This window comes from Pseudomonas sp. NFACC46-3, assembly GCF_900114515.1.
GTDB lineage: Bacteria > Pseudomonadota > Gammaproteobacteria > Pseudomonadales > Pseudomonadaceae > Aquipseudomonas > Aquipseudomonas fluorescens_Q.
In genome coordinates this window covers 107,931-125,651 of the sequence record NZ_FOTH01000017.1, presented here as the reverse complement: position 1 = coordinate 125,651, position 17,721 = coordinate 107,931, and the positions used below count along the sequence as shown (strand labels likewise).

The 17,721-nt window shown below is 62.8% G+C and carries 11 protein-coding genes and 1 pseudogene; 7 read left to right on the top strand and 5 right to left on the bottom strand.

What is annotated here, in order from left to right:
- Nucleotides 1–81: 81 nt before the first annotated feature.
- The 5 genes from BM300_RS17990 to cobG form a co-directional block, all read right to left on the bottom strand.
- Nucleotides 82–7,152 carry a TcdA/TcdB pore-forming domain-containing protein gene (locus BM300_RS17990; RefSeq protein WP_092463458.1) on the bottom strand — a complete coding sequence of 2,357 codons (7,071 nt, stop codon included), beginning with the start codon at nt 7,150–7,152 and terminating at the stop codon, nt 82–84.
- Nucleotides 7,153–7,573: 421 nt separating this feature from the next.
- On the bottom strand, nt 7,574–9,262 hold the full coding sequence (cobJ, locus tag BM300_RS17985; RefSeq protein WP_092463457.1) for a precorrin-3B C(17)-methyltransferase: 1,689 nt from the start codon (nt 9,260–9,262) through the stop codon (nt 7,574–7,576).
- Nucleotides 9,262–9,993: a precorrin-2 C(20)-methyltransferase gene (locus tag BM300_RS17980; protein ID WP_092463455.1), complete on the bottom strand. Its 732-nt coding sequence runs from the start codon at nt 9,991–9,993 to the stop codon at nt 9,262–9,264. Before BM300_RS17980 ends, cobJ begins: the two co-directional genes overlap by 1 nt.
- Nucleotides 9,993–10,619, bottom strand: coding sequence for a precorrin-8X methylmutase (locus BM300_RS17975; RefSeq protein ID WP_092147054.1), 627 nt, complete (start codon nt 10,617–10,619; stop codon nt 9,993–9,995). The genes BM300_RS17980 and BM300_RS17975 overlap by 1 nt, the downstream gene beginning before the upstream one ends.
- Nucleotides 10,612–11,931, bottom strand: coding sequence for a precorrin-3B synthase (gene cobG, locus BM300_RS17970; RefSeq protein WP_092463454.1), 1,320 nt, complete (start codon nt 11,929–11,931; stop codon nt 10,612–10,614). The genes BM300_RS17975 and cobG overlap by 8 nt, the downstream gene beginning before the upstream one ends.
- 340 nt (nt 11,932–12,271) lie before the next feature.
- On the opposite strand from cobG, the gene cbiE reads away from it, so the two are divergent.
- From cbiE to BM300_RS17935, 7 genes and pseudogenes are all read left to right on the top strand, one after another.
- Complete coding sequence (cbiE, locus tag BM300_RS17965) at nt 12,272–13,483, top strand: precorrin-6y C5,15-methyltransferase (decarboxylating) subunit CbiE (protein WP_092147050.1); 1,212 nt, start codon at nt 12,272–12,274, stop codon at nt 13,481–13,483.
- The gene (locus BM300_RS17960; protein ID WP_092147048.1) at nt 13,476–14,573 is read left to right on the top strand and encodes a cobalt-precorrin-5B (C(1))-methyltransferase; all 1,098 of its coding nucleotides are present in this window, start codon (nt 13,476–13,478) and stop codon (nt 14,571–14,573) included. Before cbiE ends, BM300_RS17960 begins: the two co-directional genes overlap by 8 nt.
- Nucleotides 14,570–15,292 (top strand): cobalt-precorrin-6A reductase, encoded by a 723-nt coding sequence (locus tag BM300_RS17955; protein ID WP_092463452.1) that lies wholly within the window; start codon nt 14,570–14,572, stop codon nt 15,290–15,292. Before BM300_RS17960 ends, BM300_RS17955 begins: the two co-directional genes overlap by 4 nt.
- Before the next feature lie 475 nt (nt 15,293–15,767).
- Nucleotides 15,768–15,878, top strand: a pseudogene (locus tag BM300_RS31825) (transcriptional regulator); the annotation flags it as partial.
- Between the two features lie 311 nt (nt 15,879–16,189).
- Complete coding sequence (locus BM300_RS17945) at nt 16,190–16,588, top strand: DUF2946 domain-containing protein (RefSeq protein WP_092222488.1); 399 nt, start codon at nt 16,190–16,192, stop codon at nt 16,586–16,588.
- A 47-nt stretch (nt 16,589–16,635) separates the two neighbouring features.
- Nucleotides 16,636–17,115, top strand: a complete 480-nt coding sequence (locus BM300_RS17940; protein ID WP_092463450.1) for a copper chaperone PCu(A)C — start codon at nt 16,636–16,638, stop codon at nt 17,113–17,115.
- A gap of 12 nt (nt 17,116–17,127) precedes the next feature.
- Entirely contained in the window at nt 17,128–17,571 is a 444-nt protein-coding gene (locus tag BM300_RS17935; RefSeq protein WP_256575841.1) for a DUF2946 domain-containing protein, read from the top strand.
- Nucleotides 17,572–17,721: the final 150 nt, after the last annotated feature.

Sequence of the window (17,721 nt, the reverse complement as noted above, 5' to 3'; positions counted from 1 at the left end):
GCCAATCAAAAAAGAGTTGTCGACTAACACACCGACAACTCCTTTTTTACTTAAAACCTAACCCTGGATAACGGCCTTGGTTCAACCCACCGTATTGGTCTCCACCGCATACGTTTCATCCGACAACGCTTGCAGCAGGACACCATTCTGGAGATCCGGCAGGGCATCCAGGCGCTGCACCAGTGTCGAAACGGCATAGTGTTGACCCCCACCGAAACTGAGCAACACGTCGCCACGCAAATTGACATCCGCCGCATACACCTCACGAAAAATCACACTGTGACCGCTGTTCGGATCGATGATCACCAGGTGCTCATGAACCTTGCTCAGCCATAACTGGTCTGGCTCATCCAGCTCCCAGATCAACTTGCCGGGGATGGTCACCGCGTTGCCCAGGGGATGTCGGCAGTCGAGGACCACCGACTTGACTCTCAACCAGGCTGCTTTTGACAACCGGTAACTCACCGCGCCCTGCCCCATGCGCAGGATCAGGATCTTGACGTCATCCGGCATCAACGGCAGCAGATCATCGATCTTCGCTTCGTGACCCTCGACGACCATCACCTCGCCTTCACGCTGGACATAGCTGAGCGGCCCGCCATGGCCCATGCCAGGCAAGGACAACAGCGTTCCGCTCCTGCTTTCGTGCAACAGGACGTTGGTCTGCCGCTGGGTTCCCAGTACCTCGAAAGATTCAGGGAGGGCGGCCTTGGGAACCCGGATGACACGTTCAGTCCCGGCGACATACCACTTCAGGTCATCGGGATCGCCCACCGACAGCAGTGGGCTGGAGAACGCACGGGCGGTCAATTGCCTGAGCCCCTCGATCACCCGCCCCCCTTGAGTGACGACCCATTCCTGAGTGACACCGGTCACCAGCGCCGGCGCCTGGTCACGCAGCCGGACCTCCACGCCTTCGAATGTCACGCCGCGCAGGCCCGCGCCATCGGCCGCCAACTCGACAAACTGCCAGGGCGACCACTCACGCTGGGGGTGGGGCAGCACATCAGCCTCCAACAATTGCGAACCCTGGCCAAAGGCAGCGTCCAGCTTCTGCGGATCGATAAAGGCCTGGCGATAGACCTCGCCGCTCGCCACGTCGAGCAACCAGGCGGCCTCGCCGTCCGGGGTTGCGCCCAGCAACCGCAGCTCCTTGGTGCTGCCCAGGTCAGCCAGCAGCAACCGGTTGCCGACGTACCAGGCGCACAACCGCTCGTCACCACTGAGGTTGGTCAAACCGATCAGGGCAAGCGTTTTGTTCCTGTGCTGCAGGACCAGCGCATCCAGGGCCGTCCACCATTGTGCCCGGTCCTTGAACCACTGCTCCCTGACGCCGCCCAGTGCCAGGTCGCCTCGGCCACTCAGGTTGTAGAACACGCCATTCGAGGTCAGCGCCACGTAGCCACCGTCAACGGCGATGACATCCTCCAGGCCGGGGGCACGCGCCCACCGGTTGGCCCAATGCCCCCGGCCCTCTACCAGCGTACGCCGCCTGCCGCACAGCTCCTGTTTGAGCCGGTCATAGATGACAAACACATCGCTGTCGTCCGGCGGTGCGAGCAGCGTCAGGTCGGTCATGTTCTTGATCGAGTCGGGCCATCCACGTGGCTGGTTTCGTCGCGGCGAAGGACGAATGATCAAACGGTCACTGCGGCGAACCCAGGCCATGTCCCGCCACTGTGCATCGAACTTCCAACAGATCGAAACGAAGGGGGCCGGTTGCCAATTGACGGTGACGAACGAGTCCTCAGGATGGGTACTCGGTGTGAAGGGCAGGCTGTCACCCAGTACCTGCGACCAGTCGGCCAGCGTCTCGCTGGCACTCAAGACCGGTTCCATCGCCAGATCCAGCTCTCGTGTGATCGAACTGAGCAGCAGTTGCCCGTCATGGATCAGATACACCAGCACATCGACGCTCTGGTCCGCGCGGGTGTTTTGCTGGACGACATGAATCACCCCCTGCGCGTCCGCCTCGACGCTCTTGATGGCGCTGACCAGGTTGTTCGTAGTGCGCAACCAATAACGATGGCTCACCAACCCAGTGACCGCATCGACTTGCCAGATAATCAGGTTCTGCGGGTCGTAGAAATAGCAGGAGTCGCCGACGACCACCCGCAACACCGCGTCCTCGACACCCAGCAAATCGTCGCGAATATAAAGAAAGCGGTCCTCCTTCGCGTCATACCAGGCCGTGACGTAGCGAGGCTCGTCCGGGTCCTCAAACGGAATGAGGTGGTGGTGAATCGGTGTGTACGCCATCGCTAGACGGTGGTCTCGAGCCAGGGCCTTGAAATGATCCTGCAACGTTTGCTGATCCATGTCGGGCGGTGCGTCCAGTTCCAAAAGCACGAGCGTGCGGTTGAGCACATCAACCTTGAATACTTGATTATCGGCAAGCCGGAGTAAAATTTCGTGACGCCACCCTCCAACGATCGTTACCTGAATGTCGTCGATGAAGAACTGATCGTGACGCTCAATCCTGATCTCTTTCTCCGAGGCCCAAGAGGCGTCCATAAACCAAGTGGACACCTGTAGGCTCGTCGACTCCAGGCTCAGCTTCACGCCGGGATGAACGACCAATGCGCATCGTTTGCCGGCCCCCTGGATTTTATAAGCGATCATGTTGTGCCAAATCGGGGGAATAAGAGGCACCACCAGTGAACGGTCAGCACTATCGAGCAACACGTCGATCACCGTTGGCCGATAATCGGGAACCATGCGACGGACGATGTATTCACTGGGAAACGAATAAAAGGAAAACTGAAATTGCCAGCTGCCGTCCGCTTTTCTTTTCTCCAGGCGCCGTGCCGTGTCGAACCCGGTGTCATGACGCGATGTCGCGAATGGCAGGGCAATGTACTCATAGCGGTAACAGGTTTGCGGTGTGCAGGGCAGTACGATGACTTGGCCGGCGGGTGGTTTGAATGCAACTTGACCCGGCAGACCTAGATCTCGACGGATGTTAATGGCCCGATCGTAATCGAGCTCTATCGTCGGCACGCCAAAATGATCGCGTTGCGGATAGAGCTTGGGGCTGTCCAGCATCAATGCGCCCCGAGTCAGATCCAGCGCCTGGACGATCAACGACGAGCGCGGTAGCCATGCACCCTGCCTGGCATCAAAGTGGTACGCCTGCAGATGAGCCTTGGCGATTTCATCGAATAACAACCCGACCTCTTTGGCCTCCTCGGCAATGGTGGCAAAGCCCCGGGCCAATGCCGCGACCCCCACCGCCAACCCACCGAGCATCACCGCGGCGCCGCCCAGCATTGCGCCGGCCGTCGTGGCGCCAACCGCATAGGCGCTCACCGACAACACCAGGCTGGCGGAGTCGAAAGCCAGCTGGGTGCCGAACTGAGCGCGTTCGACGTCGTTGTGGGCCGTCGCCAACTGGTAGATGTCAAAACCGACATTGGCCAGTTGCAGCAGCCCCCCTGTGGCTTCACTGACACTGGACCCCAGCGCCGCCTTGACCACTGGCGCGACGGTACGGGCAATCAGTTTCTCTTCGGCCAGCGCCTGCCGAACCAGGCCGACCAGGCCGGCGATATCCGCCACGACGCCATGCACCAACTGCGCGTAGTTGACATAGGCGTGCAAGCGCACCGCCAGGGTCAGGGGCCGACCCGATCCTTCCTGGCCGCGCAACGCGTTCATCAAGGCTTGTATGGCGAAGCCGGCGTTCAGCGTGTGGACGCCCCCTACTTCGGTGGGGTCGCTCGGCACGGAAGGTTTGTTGGCCAAGGCTGAAAACTGTTCCGAGAGGTAGCTTTTTATCCGCAGGAGCCGATGGTCATCCGTGACCACCCGTACCAGTTGCTCAGGATTGGCCGGATCGATCAGGCTCACCCGGTACGCCCCGTCCGGCGAGACCTCCAGCGTATCGAACAACGGCACAAGGTGCGCCGCCAGCTGGTTTTCCTGCTGGAGGCGGCTCGTCGCTTGCTCGATCTGCTGGCTCCACCAATGGCCATCCAGCGCCTGCAGACAGCTGCCCAGTCGAGGATTGTTTTGCAGCGACTGTCCACGGGCGCTGGCCAACCGCTGCCTCACAGGGCGTTGCGACTGCCCAGGCAAGGCGCCGGGTTGCAGCAGTTTCGAAACCTCAATGGCGCCTGGCAATACCTGCCTCGACACCCGTGCACCTTCCAGTTCGACCAGGTCGAAAGTCGGCCGCGCCGCATCGCCATACGCCGCGTAATGGCTGGCCATGTCCTGTTGGAGGAAGAACCGCTCCAGCGCCTGCCTGAACAAGGTCGGATGCTCGAACTCAAACACACCGAAATTCGGATCGTAGAAGTGATAGGTGCTGCGCTCACCCTCCACGGTCTTGGCCACCAGCATGGCGTGGTTATCGGAGTTGAGCATCAGCGTGCTGGTGGTCGTCCTGGCTTGCAGGATCTCCGTGACCTCATTCAGGTCCGAGCGCGCCAATGCACTGCCCACATCGCCGAGCTGCACATCGCGCAACGCCTCCACGCTGTTGAGGAAGGCCACCGAATCGCTTGCCCCCGGTTCGAGCACCGCGAGGTAGAAACGCTCACGCAAGGTGTTGACCGCAGCCTTGCCTTGCGACACGGCCGCCGCCATGGCGAGGGCCAGGGGATAGCAACGTCCGCCGACCCTGTCACCCTCACCCTGGAGCAGCAGATCCTGCGGTACAAGCTTGTTCGTGGCGGCCTCGAAACCGTTCAGGACAGTACCGAGGCGTTCGATGATCCGGACGCGATACTCAAGCTGCGCCACCTGACGAATCCGGGCCACGTGCTGGCCCCATTGGCGCAACGTCAACGGCTGCTCCAACGCGGTTTTCTTCAAGCCCAGGGCGGTTTCGCCATGCCTCGGTGGCGCATCGGTGGCGCTGGCGAGCCCGGCCAGGAAGGCCGGCGCCTGACGCTGGAGCAACGCTTGTTCGATCGCCGCATAACGGCCAGCGGTTCCGTGCGTGGCGAGGTTGTTGGCCAGGTTGTCCAATGACGGCCGAGCCGCGTCGAAGCTGCGGTTATCCAACGCCTTCGCGCCACTCAAGCCTCCCAGCAGCAGACGCTGCAAGGGGCTCAGCCGAGCGACTTCGAAACGGTCGCTGGCCAGGCGCTCCAGCAATTCAGCGATCGACAGCTGTCGCGTCTGCGAATCGCTCACCGATGCGGGCGGCAACGCATAGGCGCTTTGATCGCGGATCGACTGACGCTCATCAAAACCCAGCGGGATGGGCTTATCGAAGATCACCTCACCGTTATGGCGCTGGCTCATCATCTGCATGAACGGCTCACCCAGCTCATCGGCCAGATGCTGCAACAGCTCGGTAGACAGTACATGCCGCCCCTCGATCACGGGCCAGCCCTCATCGAACTGGAGGGCGCGGTATTTGAGCAGCTCTGCCATATCACCCGCATAACGAGCCTTGAACTGCCCCTCCTGCCAGCGTTTTTTTTCGTCGATCAGCCATTGCGCGGTGTCACGCGCGTTCTCTTTCCAGGAGTGATCCAGCTCCTCCTCCGTCGCCCGGTTGACCGTGGCGACGGCCTTGATCGCCACCTCCGCCTGCCACTGTTCGGCGGTTTGAGGGGTGAAGTGGGTGCGTTGGTAGTCCGCCATCCCCTGGCGCATGGCGGCGGGACCGGTGAGATAGATCGTGCCTTCGCTCTGGGGGCGGATACCATCGCTGTAGTAGGCGGCGGCCGCCTCCACCAGAAAAGCCGCGGCCAGTTCAATTTCCGGGGGCAGCTCATGCAATGCACCGAACACCTGCGTCGCGGCCTCGCGCGCCAGATCACTCATGGCCTTGACGTCGACCAGGCTGACGTTTTGCTCATCGGCCAGGCGCGCGGTGGCGTCGACGATTTCATAGTTGAGCCGTAAACGCTCGATCACGCTCTTGAGCATCGCCGCCCCGGGGTGGGCCATCAGGAATGCGTTGCCCACCACGTGCTGTTCGACGACAGCACGCAATTCGTCCGGTCGGGCCAGGCGCTCCGCCGGGGGGCGAAAGACGCGGTTCAACGCCGGTCCGCTTTTAGCGAAACGCTCGAGCGCTTCGCGATGCTCGGCTGGAATCTCGTTGGCGTAGTCCGTGTATTTATTGCGCTGGGCCTGGCGGCCGGGCATCCATTCGGGGTTTCGATCCAGCAGCAGCTGCAGCACGCCCAGCCGCGCATCCGTCTGGAACGCCCGGATGTCCACCTCGCCCAGCTTTTCCGCCAAGGGCGGCAGGCCATCGACATCAGCGTAGCTGCCACCCTCGGCGAACAAGGCTTCGAAACGCACGATATCGGAGCCCCCGGCAAGCATGCCACGCAGACTGATCTCGCGTTCGTAGGCATCCTGCAGATGCAGTGGCAATTCACCGCTGGCCAGATCGCGCAGTGCCAGGCTGCCCTCGGCCAACGCTTCGAGGCTGAGCCGGTTATCGCGCCTCAGGGCCACCAGTCGTGCCTTGTCCTGGCCGTACGCCCGAACCAGCAGATCGATTCTCGCGTCATCGGCGCTGCCGCCGTTGTTCACCGCCTCGGTGATATGGGCGTACATCTGCTGCTTCAGGACGATCGCGCGTTCTTCATAACGGTCGCCCAACGCCAAGGCATCGACACTGTTTCCTGCGCCATTGAGCATGGCATCAGCCTTGGCCGCTTCGACAATGATCCGGTTGGTTTCATAGGCCAGCAGTGCATCGCTGTCATACCAGAGACTGATGCGATAACCCTCCGGGCCCAGCACCTGTTTCCAGACATTGATGTAGTCACGCTGGATCGCTCCGACGCCGCCGCCCAGCCAGACCAAATGCAGTTTTTTTGGCACCTCGGTGGCAGGCACTTTCAATTGTTCGACGCTATTGCGCAGGCGCGTTTCAAAACCCTCTATCTTGTTGTAGGCGTGCGTCAGATCCGCGGCCTCGGCAACTTCCGGCAACTCAGGCGTACGCCGCCGCCTGCTGTTTCCCCGCAAGGCCCCCACGGCCTGTTTGAGCAACCCTAATGGCTCCAACATTTGTGGAGAATCGAGCAAGGCGATACAACCGAAGTAATAGCGCAACACCGCTTCATATTCATCGGTACCCTTGTGGGTTATTAATGCCTGTTCAAGATCCTTAAGCCTCAACAACCCCACAAAATCGACGTAGCTGCCCGTCGATGAAATTCCAGATTTACTCATGGACAACACTTCCATTTATTGTATGTAAATAGCCAGGACAGCCCTCAGGCGCCTGAACATCAACAAGTTGAACGACACGCATCCATGCGCTGACACCCCATGAATCAGTGGTCTGATTAATTAACTGACCTTATCCAGGGTCATGACGACCCGCAAAGTCAAAACGAACATAACCCTCATCAAGACCGCACTCAACCACTAAGGAATTCAATAAATGTCCAGCGGCGAACTTTCATCTTATTTCCTCACAACTTGGCATTCGAAACATTAGAACTTTCGGCCGGCAGCCAATAAATCAGCCAACTAACGTCAGGACTTATTACATTCCGAAAAAACCGGATACAGGCACGCAGACCGATACCCGGGTGCAGTCAGGGGAGGGAGTCAGGAAGCGGTGGCCCAGGCAGGCCACCGGAGTTCATCAGAGCGGTTTACTGCCGTACCAGCGCGGTGTGTACACCCAGTCGCCGCCTTCGGCACGAGGGAAGACACAGGTCGTGGAAGAACCGATCAGCACCATGGTGCGCATGTCCACCTGATCCGGGGTCAACTGCCCCAGCGTCGTGACGCGCAGTGTCTGGCCCGGGCGTCCGATGTCGCGTCCCAACACCACCGGCGTCTGCGCCGTACGGTGGTGCGCGACGATTTCCAGCGCCCGCCCCAATTGCCAGGGTCGAGAGCGCGAGATCGGGTTGTAGAACGCCAGGGCCAAATCCGCCTCGGCGGCCAGGTCCAGGCGTTTTTCGATGATCGACCAGGGCTTGAGGTTGTCCGACAGCGACATCACGCAAAAGTCATGGCCCAGCGGCGCCCCAGCCTGGGCGGCGGTGGCCAGGGAGGCCGAGACGCCGGGAAGGATTTGCAGGTCGACGGCGTGCCATTGGGCATCCGTCGATTCGTGCAACGCTTCGAGCACAGCGGCGGCCATGGCGAACACGCCCGGGTCACCGGATGACACCACCACCACGGAGCGGCCCTGGGCCGCCAGTTCGAAGGCATGGCGGGCGCGCTGCATTTCCTCGCGGTTGTCGGTGCAGTGCTGCACCTGATCGGCCCGGAACGGCCCGGCCATGCGCACGTAGGTTTCGTAGCCCAGCACATCGGTGGCGCGGTCGAGTTCGGCGCGTACCGCCGGCACCATCAGCTCGGCCGCCCCTGGGCCAAGACCGATCACCGCCAGGCGCCCGCGCAGGCGGCCGACCTGTCGAGGGTCGAGGGGCTGCTCGGTCACAGCGACGGCATGCTCGCCCAATATGCGAATTGACGCCGGTTGGTCGAGGGTTTCGCTCAGCCACTGGCCGACGTCACCAGCGACCGGCGCGAAACGCAGCGGCACGTTCAAGGCCGATGCGGCTTCATGCAACTCTGGCCGGGCCATGTCGCTGTCCGCCGCCAACAGGCATGCCAGCGACTGCACGGCGAGGCCGGCTTCACCCAGAGTCTCGCCAATGGCCGGCGACGCCCCCGAGCTGATCGCCACGACGACATTGCGCGGATAAATACGCAGCTCATCCGCCGCGGGCGTGCCCGCGGCGCTGTCGATGCGGATCGCCAGCCGGGCCTGTTCATCCTCGGGCAACTGCGCCGGGTCCAGCCACGGCGCGGCCCCCTCGATGCGTACCGATTCGCCAGCGAGCAGATCGGAGACGAAACGCTTGCCCTGCTCCAGATCGCCAAGGCTGTAGCCGCTCGGCGGATTGAGCAGGCAAGTACCAAACCGCAATTCACCACTGGTGGTGATCGCCGGCGCGACATGCAGCGTCTGCGCAATCTCGCGGGCCATGACATTGACCCCGCCCAGGCCGCCCAACAGCGGCACCACGGCACTGCCGTCCTCGGCCACCGCCAGCACCGGCGGCTCGGCGCCTTTTTCCAGCAGCAGCGGCGCCAGGGTACGGATGACAATACCCGCCGCGCACAAGGCAATGATCGGTGTGTCCTGTTGGTAGAGTTCACGCATCGTCGCGCCAAACTCAAGGTATTGCCGATCACCCTCGACCCGTCCGGCCAGGCCATGGATCAGGGCGTCGGGGTAACGCTGCTGAATCCGTCGGGCGGTTGCCAGGCTGCCGGGGCCGAGGATGACGATGGCCGGCGTCTTGGCGGCCATCAACCCTGCCACCGTTCGCCCGGCACGATGATCAACGAGAAGTACGGCGAAGACATCGGCTCGACTTCATCCAACGGCACGATTTTCTGGTTGACCATGGTCGCTCGCTCGACGTACAGCGCTCGCCCGTCCATGCCCAGTTCCTGAAGCACCTGGCGAACCTTGGGGAAATTGCGCCCCAGCTTCATGATCACCGCCGCGTCGGCGTCGGCCAGGCGACGCTTGAGATCATCGTGGGGCAAGACGCCGGAAAGCACCGACAGGCTCTGGTTGCGATAGACCAACGGCGCACCGAGCACCGAGGCGCCGCCGAGCATCGAGCACACCCCGGGAATGACCTCGGCGTCATAGCGCTCGGCCAGGCGATCGTGCAGGTACATGTAGGAGCCGTAGAAGAACGGGTCGCCCTCACAGATCACCGCCACGTCGCGACCGGCATCCAGGTGCACGGCCAACTGCTCGGCGGCGGTGTCGTAGAAATCGGCGATCACCTGTTCATAGGACAGCGGCGCAGGCAGCACCTCGGTGGTGACCGGGTAGACCAATGGCAGCAATGTCTGCGCGTCCTGCAAATGGGCCTCGATGATGCCGAAGGCGTTGCCCTTCTTGCCCTTGGCGACGAAATACGCCACCACGGGCGATTCGCGCAGCAGGCGCAGGGCCTTGACCGTAATCAGTTCCGGGTCACCGGGGCCCACGCCGAGGCCGATAAGACGTCCAGGCTGCTGCATCATTCAATCTCCGTGGCGAGGGCATTGACGGCTGCGGCGGCCATGGCGCTGCCGCCGAGACGGCCTTGCATGATCACGAACGGCACACCACGGCTGTCGGCCGCCAGCATCGCCTTGGACTCGGCGGCACCGACGAAGCCCACCGGAAAGCCGAGGATCAATGCCGGTTTCGGTGCGCCGGCATCGAGCATTTCCAGCAGATAGAACAGCGCGGTCGGTGCGTTGCCGATGACCACGACGCTGCCTTCCAGGTGCGGGCGCCACAGCTCCAGGGCGGCGGCCGAACGGGTGTTGCCCAGCTCAAGGGCCAACGCCGGCACGCTTTCGTCGCGCAGGGTGCAGATCACCGGGTTGTTGGCCGGCAGGCGAGCCCGGGTCACGCCTTCGGAGACCATCCGCGCATCACACAGGATCGGCGCACCGGCGGCCAGCGCCTGGCGCCCGGCCGTGCCTGCGCCCTCGGAAAACTGCAGGCCGTCGACGGCCTCGACCATGCCGCAGGCGTGGATCACGCGTACTGCGAGTTTTTCCAGGTCGGCCGGGATACGCGCCAGGTTGGCCTCGGCGCGAATGATCGCGAAGGAGTTGCGATAGATCTCCTGACCGTCGCGGATGTAATCAAGCATCAAGGGGGCTCCGGGAGCGAGCGTCGAGCCAGTGGCCGAGCGCTTCAATAGTTAGATTGTGTGCCTGCAACGCGCCGAAACCCGGCAGCGTGGCATCGCGAACATACAGGTCGTAACGACCGGGAGCGACCGCCAGCAAGGTGGCAGGCGCGACATGGGCTGCCGCGCAGGAACGCGGGCAGCCCGACAGATGGACTTTCAGGGTCTGGCCCTGGCGTTGCAGCAGCTCGGCCAGTTGGCGGGCATCGGCCTTGGTGTCGGCCAGGGCTTTGCCACAGCCACTGGAGCCGGTGCAGGCGATGAGCTGCGCCAGGGGTTGATCCAGCGAGCACAACAGGCCCAATCCTTCAAGCCGCGCCAGCACTTGGTCGGCGTCCTCGCTGCGCACATTGGGCAGCACCAGGCTCTGCCAAGGGGTGAAACTAAGGCTTTCGTCGCCCTTCTCCCGCGCCAATTGCGCCGCTCCCCGCAGCATGACCGCATCGAGCCGCCCCAGGGGCGCCGCCGCGCCGACGTAGACACGGTCGTCGTGCTGGGGATGAACACCGAGGTGCAGTCCATCGATGGACGCATCCCGCTGCCAATCCAGGCACGCTTGCAGGGGCACACGACGGGCCAGCCGGGTCATGAACTCATCCACAGAGACTTCAGCCAGCAAGTGGCGCATGCGGATCTGGTCCGGGCGGGCCAAGTCGAGGAACAACTCCAGCACCGCCACCACCAAGGCATGCCCCTGGGTCAGGGGCACCTTGCCCGCCGGTTTATCCAGCGGGGTGCCGGCCAAGCCGAAGGCCAGCCAGGGCTCGCCGTTACGGACAAGGGCCGAGAGCCACAAGTCGTGGTGATGTTCGAGCATCGCCAACGCTTCTCCACCGTCCAGTTGCACGGCGAACTTGGCCGACAGTTCATGGAAGCGTTCATGGGTTTGCAGGGTTAAGAGAATCTGCGCGGCCAACGGACGAGTGTCGAACAACATCTGCCTGTCGATCCCGGCTGAGGGGCTGAGCATCAGGTTGCGCACGTCATCGCCAGCCGGGGTTCGGGGCCCAAGCCCGGCGGCCAGCAATTGTTCGATCAGCGCGCCGTGCTCAGGACCGATGCCACGGATTTGCAGGTTGCCACGGTTGGTCGCCTCGATCACGCCAGCGGCGAACCGCTCGGCCGCGGCCGCCACGGCGTCGGCCTGGTCCGCCCGGATGGAGCCGCCATCGAGCTTGATCCGACAGATTCCACCGTCCAATGCCTGGACGACACGCAACAAACCCGGACAACCCGAGGGGCGTATGACGTTGGTTGATGGACGTTCGTTCAAGGGATAACCGGTAGACAAGGCACGCCACGACGGCGAAGGAGCGCCATTATGCCTGCTTTGCCGGGGGTCATGAAAAGCTTGCCGGTCGGATTGCGGACGACAGGCAATGTTGTTCACTGAAAGTAGATGAGCTCGTGGCGAGGAAGCTTGCTCCCGCTTGACCGGGCTGGCACTCCAGTGCGAGCGCTCACAAAAAGGGCTGCTGCGCAGCCCAGCGGGAGCAAGCTCCCTCGCCACAATGACTCACACAAGTCTTAAGTGAAGGGGCGCGGTATGATGGCGGCCCGGTTCGCGGCGGCAACCCGCCTGTCGATCACCCCCATCGATTCGAGGAACATAGATGACACCCTGGCTGACCGTAGTGGGCATCGGCGAAGACGGCTTCAAGGGCCTGGGCCGGACGGCCCGCCATGCCTTGCTGCGGGCGTCGCGCATTGTCGGCAGCGACCGGCAACTGGCATTGTTGCCGGTGTGCATCCGCGGCGAACGGGAATTGTGGCCCAGCCCGTTTTCCCTGGAACCGCTGCTGGCACGACAGGGCGAGTCGGTGTGTGTGCTGGCCAGCGGCGATCCGATGTTCTATGGCGTGGGCGCGAGCCTGGCGAAACAGCTGCCTGGCGACCAGATGCGGGTGATACCGGCGCCATCCTCCTGTTCACTGGCGGCGGCGCGCCTGGGCTGGCCGTTGCAGGAGGTGGTCACGCTGTCGCTGGTGGCGCGTCCCCTGGCGGCACTCAGCGCTCATTTATCCACAGGCGTCAGGCTGTTGCTGCTGAGCAATGACCGTCACAGCCCTGCCGCCGTGGCGACGTTGCTGCGCGAGCGGGGGTTCGGCCCGAGCGTCATGACCGTGCTGGAACATTTGGGCGGTGCGGCAGAACGACGGATCGACGGTTGCGCCGCGCAATGGTCCGATGACACCGTCGCCGACCTGAACCTGATCGCTATCGAATGCCGGGCCGAACCTTCAACGTTACGCCTGTCTCGTCTGGCCGGTTTGCCGGACAGCGCGTTCGAACATGACGGCCAGTTGACCAAACGCGACGTGCGCGCCATCACCCTCGCCCGTCTTGCGCCAACCCCTGGCGAACTGCTCTGGGACGTCGGTGCTGGCAGCGGCTCCATCGGCATCGAATGGATGCGCACCCACCCTAGTTGCCGGGCCCTGGCCATCGAAGCCGACGAAGGTCGCCAGGCCTTGATCGAACGTAACCGCGACAGCCTCGGCGTGCCCGGCCTGCAGCTGATTCGCGGCAAAGCCCCACAGGCACTGGAAGGCCTGGAGCGGCCGGACGCGGTGTTCATCGGCGGCGGTGTTACCCGTGAAGGAGTGCTTGAGGCTTGCTGGGCTCAACTCAAGCCCGGCGGCCGGCTCGTCGCCAACGCCGTGACTCTGCAAAGCGAAACGACCCTGATGCACTGGCGCGAACGTCACGGCGGTGAACTGACCCGGATCCACATCGCCCAGGCCCAGCCATTGGGGGAGTTCGACACCTGGCGCCAGGCCTTGCCGATTACCTTGCTGGACCTGACGAAGCCTCTCGATGCGTGACGAAACCGCCGAACAACCCGCCCCCTTGCGCAGCGGCCTGACCACCGGCAGTTGCGCCACGGCCACGAGCCTGGCGGCCGCTCGACTCCTGCTGCGCGGCACCGAAGCCGATGCCGTGGAAATCGTACTGCCCAAGGGCAAGCACGTGCAGATGCGCCTGGAGTTCTGCCGGCTGACCGAACAAGGTGCCGAAGCCGGGACGATCAAGGACGCGGGCGACGACCCGGACGTGACCCACGGCGCCCTGTTGTTTTCCCAGGTGCGCTTGATCGCCGAGCCCGGTGTACGTTTCGTCGCTGGTCGTGGCGTCGGTACGGTGACGCGCCCCGGCCTGGTGCTGGAGGTCGGTGAGCCGGCGATCAACCCGGTGCCGCGCAAGATGATCAACGATCACCTGGCCCGTCTGGCGCAAGACAGCGGATATGCTGGCGGCTTCGAGGTCACGGTCAATGTCGAGGGCGGCGAAGCCCTGGCGCTGAAAACCATGAATCCACGCCTGGGGATTCTTGGCGGCCTGTCGATCCTCGGCACCAGCGGCATCGTCCGGCCGTTCTCCTGCGCGGCCTACATTGCCTCGATCCACCAGGGTATCGACGTGGCAAAAACCAACGGCTATCTGCACATCGCCGCCTGCACCGGCAACGCCAGCGAAGACACCATGCGTCGGGTCTACAACCTGCCGGAAATCGCCCTGATCGAAATGGGCGACTTCGTCGGTGCCGTGCTCAAGCATGTGCGCAAGGTCCCGGTGGAAAAACTCAGCCTGTGCGGCGGCTTTGGCAAAATCAGCAAACTCGCCGCCGGCCACATGGACCTGCACAGCCGTCACTCAAGCATCGACCTGCCACAACTGGCCGAGTGGGCCGCCGCTATCGGTGCCGATGAGGCGTTGCAGCAAGGCATCCGCGCGGCCAACACCAGCCAGCAAGCCCTGGCAATGGCCAGCGCCGCTGGCATCGCCCTCGGCGACGCGGTGTGCGCACACGCGTTGGCCTTCGCCCGCAGCGTGGTGCCGGCCCAGGTCCAGGTCGAAGTCTTCGCCATCGATCGCCAGGGCGGGATTGTCGGCCACGCCGGAGAGCTTCGATGAAACGCATCCTCCTGCTGGGCGGCGTCACCGAAGCCCTGGCCATCGCCCGCACCCTCGGCCCCCAACACATCTACAGCCTGGCGGGCATCGGCCGCGTCCCCACCGACCTGACCTGCCAGGTGCGCGTCGGCGGCTACGGCGGCGCCGAAGGGCTGGCGCACTTCATCCACGCCGAAGGCATCGACCTGCTGCTGGACGCCACTCACCCCTACGCCGCCCAGATCAGCCACAACGCCGCCCGCGCCGCCCGCGCCTGCGCCATCCCCTGCTGGGCCCTGCGTCGCCCGGCCTGGCAACCCCAGATCGGGGATGACTGGCGCGAAGTGGCCGATTGGGCCGAACTGATCCAAGCCCTGAAACCCTTCCACCGCCCGTTGTTCACCCTCGGCCGCGAACCACTGCAACACCTGCACGAAATTCCGCCAGAGCAATTCTGGACCCTGCGCGCCCTGGACATTTATCCCGGCAATGAACGCTGCGAAGTCATCGGCGCCCGCGGGCCGTTCCACATCGAAGGCGAGCGCGAGCTGTTCGAGCGTCGGCGGATCGATGTGTTGGTCAGCAAGAACAGCGGCAGCACGGCGACTGAGCCGAAGCTGGAGGTGGCGCGGGAGCGGGGGGTGCCGGTGTTGATTTTGCAGCGGCCGGTGTTGGCGGAGGTGGATCGGGAGTTTGGGACCGTGGATGAGGTATTGCAGAGCTTGCGACATCTGGTCTGACAGTCTTTTTTGCTGCAACGCTGAAGGCCTACATATCCCTACAGCCCTGTCCCGTAGGAACTACGACAGCAGGCTACATCGTCTTGCGCCGCAGCCTACAACTTCGCCAGAATCCGCCGGCTTGTGCGCCTTGGAGGCCGCCGGTAACTTGATTCCCGTCACTGCCCTTCAGTGATCGGGTTTAGTCGCTCGGTGGTTTCAGCAGGTTCACAAGCTCCGTCCAGTCAGGTATCCACTCCTGCACTTGATGGTGGTTGTGCGCAGGGCGCCCTCGGGCGCGCCGGTAATGCTGGACTCCCCGGTCGACTAACCTGCGTACAGCCGCCGCCCTGTGGCGAGGGGATTTATCCCCGTTGGGCTGCATAGCAGCCCCTGAACGACAGCACGGGGTTAGGCTGATGCTGCGAGGTGCCGGCTTTTGGGACTGCTTCGCAGCCCAGCGGGGATAAATCCCCTCGCCACAAAAACTACGCAGGCTTATCTAGATGCTTGTCTCGAAGAAGACACGGGGGACGGAGTACTGATTCGAGCATCCCTTGACGATATCGCTCGGGCAAAAGATATGACACAGATGGACTACGATGCAGATTGGGAACAATCGAATATTGACTGATCAACAACATTCTCCGTGGCGAGGGAGCTTGCTCCCGCTGGGCTGCGCAGCAGCCCCAAAAAGGATCGCCGCCATTCTCCTGACACACCTCGCAACTTGATATTCAGGGCCGCTTCGCGCCCCAGCGGGAGCAAGCTCCCTCGCCACGAAAGCATCCACTTACAAAAACTGTTGCTACTGTTAGTGCAAACCCTGCGACCCTATACCGCATGCGCCTTTTTTACTTCTCAACCCCGATCAGGCTAAATACCGCCACTTGATCGCCCAACCGAGCGGATTCGCCCATGTCCCGACAACGGCTTGCATTTGCCTGGATCGCCTGCTTCGCAGTGCTGTTCAACATGCTTGCCATGCCGCTTTCCAACAGCGGTGGCGCGACTGCCAATTCGCCAGCCGAGCAACTGTTGTGGGGCAGTTTCTGCTCGTCCAGCGGCACGAAAATGGTCGCGGTGTCCCTGGGCAAGCTCGAGCAGGGCACGCCGCAGAAGGACACTCACTCGACGATGCAGCATTGCTGGTGCTGCGCCGGCTCCGCGTCGCTGGTGGCGCTCACCGGCCATGCCCCGCAGTTGTATCTGGATGCTCGGCCCCACCATCGCGGCATTGCCCATTCCAAGCTCGACAGCCCCACGCCACGCCAGCAATGGCCAAGCCTCAACCCCCGCGCCTCGCCTCTGGCCTGATTCTTTCCGCACAAGACTGCGCCTCGAATCGTTCTGGAGAATCACCCATGTTGAACAGACTTATCCTGCTGGCTGCCCTGCTGCTTCCCGTCGGCTTTGCCCAAGCGCACCAATACAAGGCGGGCGAGCTTGAGATCGCCCATCCGTGGTCCCAGGAGTTGCCGCCCAACGCACCGACCGTGGCCGCGTATTTCGTGATTCACAACGGCGGCACGACCGCCGACAAGCTGCTCAGCGTCGACTCGCCGATTGCTGGCAAGGCCGAGCTCCATGAGCATGTGATGCAAAACGACCTGATGAAAATGCAACCGGTGCCCGTCGTGGATATCGCCCCCGGTGCGACCGTCACCTTCGCGCCGATGGCGTATCACGTGATGCTGTTGGGCCTGAAGGACCGCAGCCAGCTCAGCGATGGCAAGCGCTTTACCATGACCCTGCATTTCGAAAAAGCGGGGGATGTCACGGTCGACGTTGCGGTGCAGAAAAAAGCCCCCGACGGCAGCAAAACCCAAATGCACATGCACTGATAGCACCTGCCCATGGGTCTTCCTCGCAACAGGTCCGCCATACCCCGCCGCCAGCCCTTGAGCCTGGCACGCGGCAGTTGGATCAGCCTGTTCGCCATGTTGATGATCTTTATCGGTCCACTGATTTCTCAGTCGATGCCGATGGATCAGCGCATGCCTGTGAGCATGAGCATGTCGATGGACATGAGCATGGACATGCCGGCGGGAGCCCACGCCGAACATGAGGCATCAGCCGACGAACACTGCCCGCCCCAGAGCGAACACCACGCACTGTGGGAAAAGTGCGGCTATTGCAACCTGCTGTTCAATTGCCCCGCGCTGCCTGGCGGTCACACGTTCGCGGTCTTCGTCACACCCCACACCAACACCTACACCAGTCCTTCCCCACGCCTGGGCCATGCCCGGCCCGCGTTTTTCCCGGGTGCCCGTACCCGCGCACCGCCCCTCGACGCGTAACCCCCGACACTTACCCAACCCGGTCGCACAAGACAGCCTCAGTGGCATGTGTAGCTAGTTGTGTTAGTCAACTTCTGGCATCCGAATTTGAGCTAACAAACTAGCCACACATGCCACTAGGCTGCCCGACCGTGTCGTCTACGTCTGTTC

What these genes read in the sequence shown, in the direction of transcription:
- BM300_RS17980 (WP_092463455.1), bottom strand. Translation starts at nt 9,993, where the DNA reads ATGCAGCAGCCTGGACGTCTTATCGGCCTCGGCGTGGGCCCCGGTGAC.
- BM300_RS17940 (WP_092463450.1), top strand. Translation starts at nt 16,636, where the DNA reads ATGTTGAACAGACTTATCCTGCTGGCTGCCCTGCTGCTTCCCGTCGGC.
- cbiE (WP_092147050.1), top strand. Translation starts at nt 12,272, where the DNA reads ATGACACCCTGGCTGACCGTAGTGGGCATCGGCGAAGACGGCTTCAAG.
- BM300_RS17955 (WP_092463452.1), top strand. Translation starts at nt 14,570, where the DNA reads ATGAAACGCATCCTCCTGCTGGGCGGCGTCACCGAAGCCCTGGCCATC.
- BM300_RS17945 (WP_092222488.1), top strand. Translation starts at nt 16,190, where the DNA reads ATGTCCCGACAACGGCTTGCATTTGCCTGGATCGCCTGCTTCGCAGTG.
- cobJ (WP_092463457.1), bottom strand. Translation starts at nt 9,262, where the DNA reads ATGGCCGCCAAGACGCCGGCCATCGTCATCCTCGGCCCCGGCAGCCTG.
- BM300_RS17990 (WP_092463458.1), bottom strand. Translation starts at nt 7,152, where the DNA reads ATGAGTAAATCTGGAATTTCATCGACGGGCAGCTACGTCGATTTTGTG.
- BM300_RS17960 (WP_092147048.1), top strand. Translation starts at nt 13,476, where the DNA reads ATGCGTGACGAAACCGCCGAACAACCCGCCCCCTTGCGCAGCGGCCTG.
- BM300_RS17975 (WP_092147054.1), bottom strand. Translation starts at nt 10,619, where the DNA reads ATGCTTGATTACATCCGCGACGGTCAGGAGATCTATCGCAACTCCTTC.
- BM300_RS17935 (WP_256575841.1), top strand. Translation starts at nt 17,128, where the DNA reads ATGGGTCTTCCTCGCAACAGGTCCGCCATACCCCGCCGCCAGCCCTTG.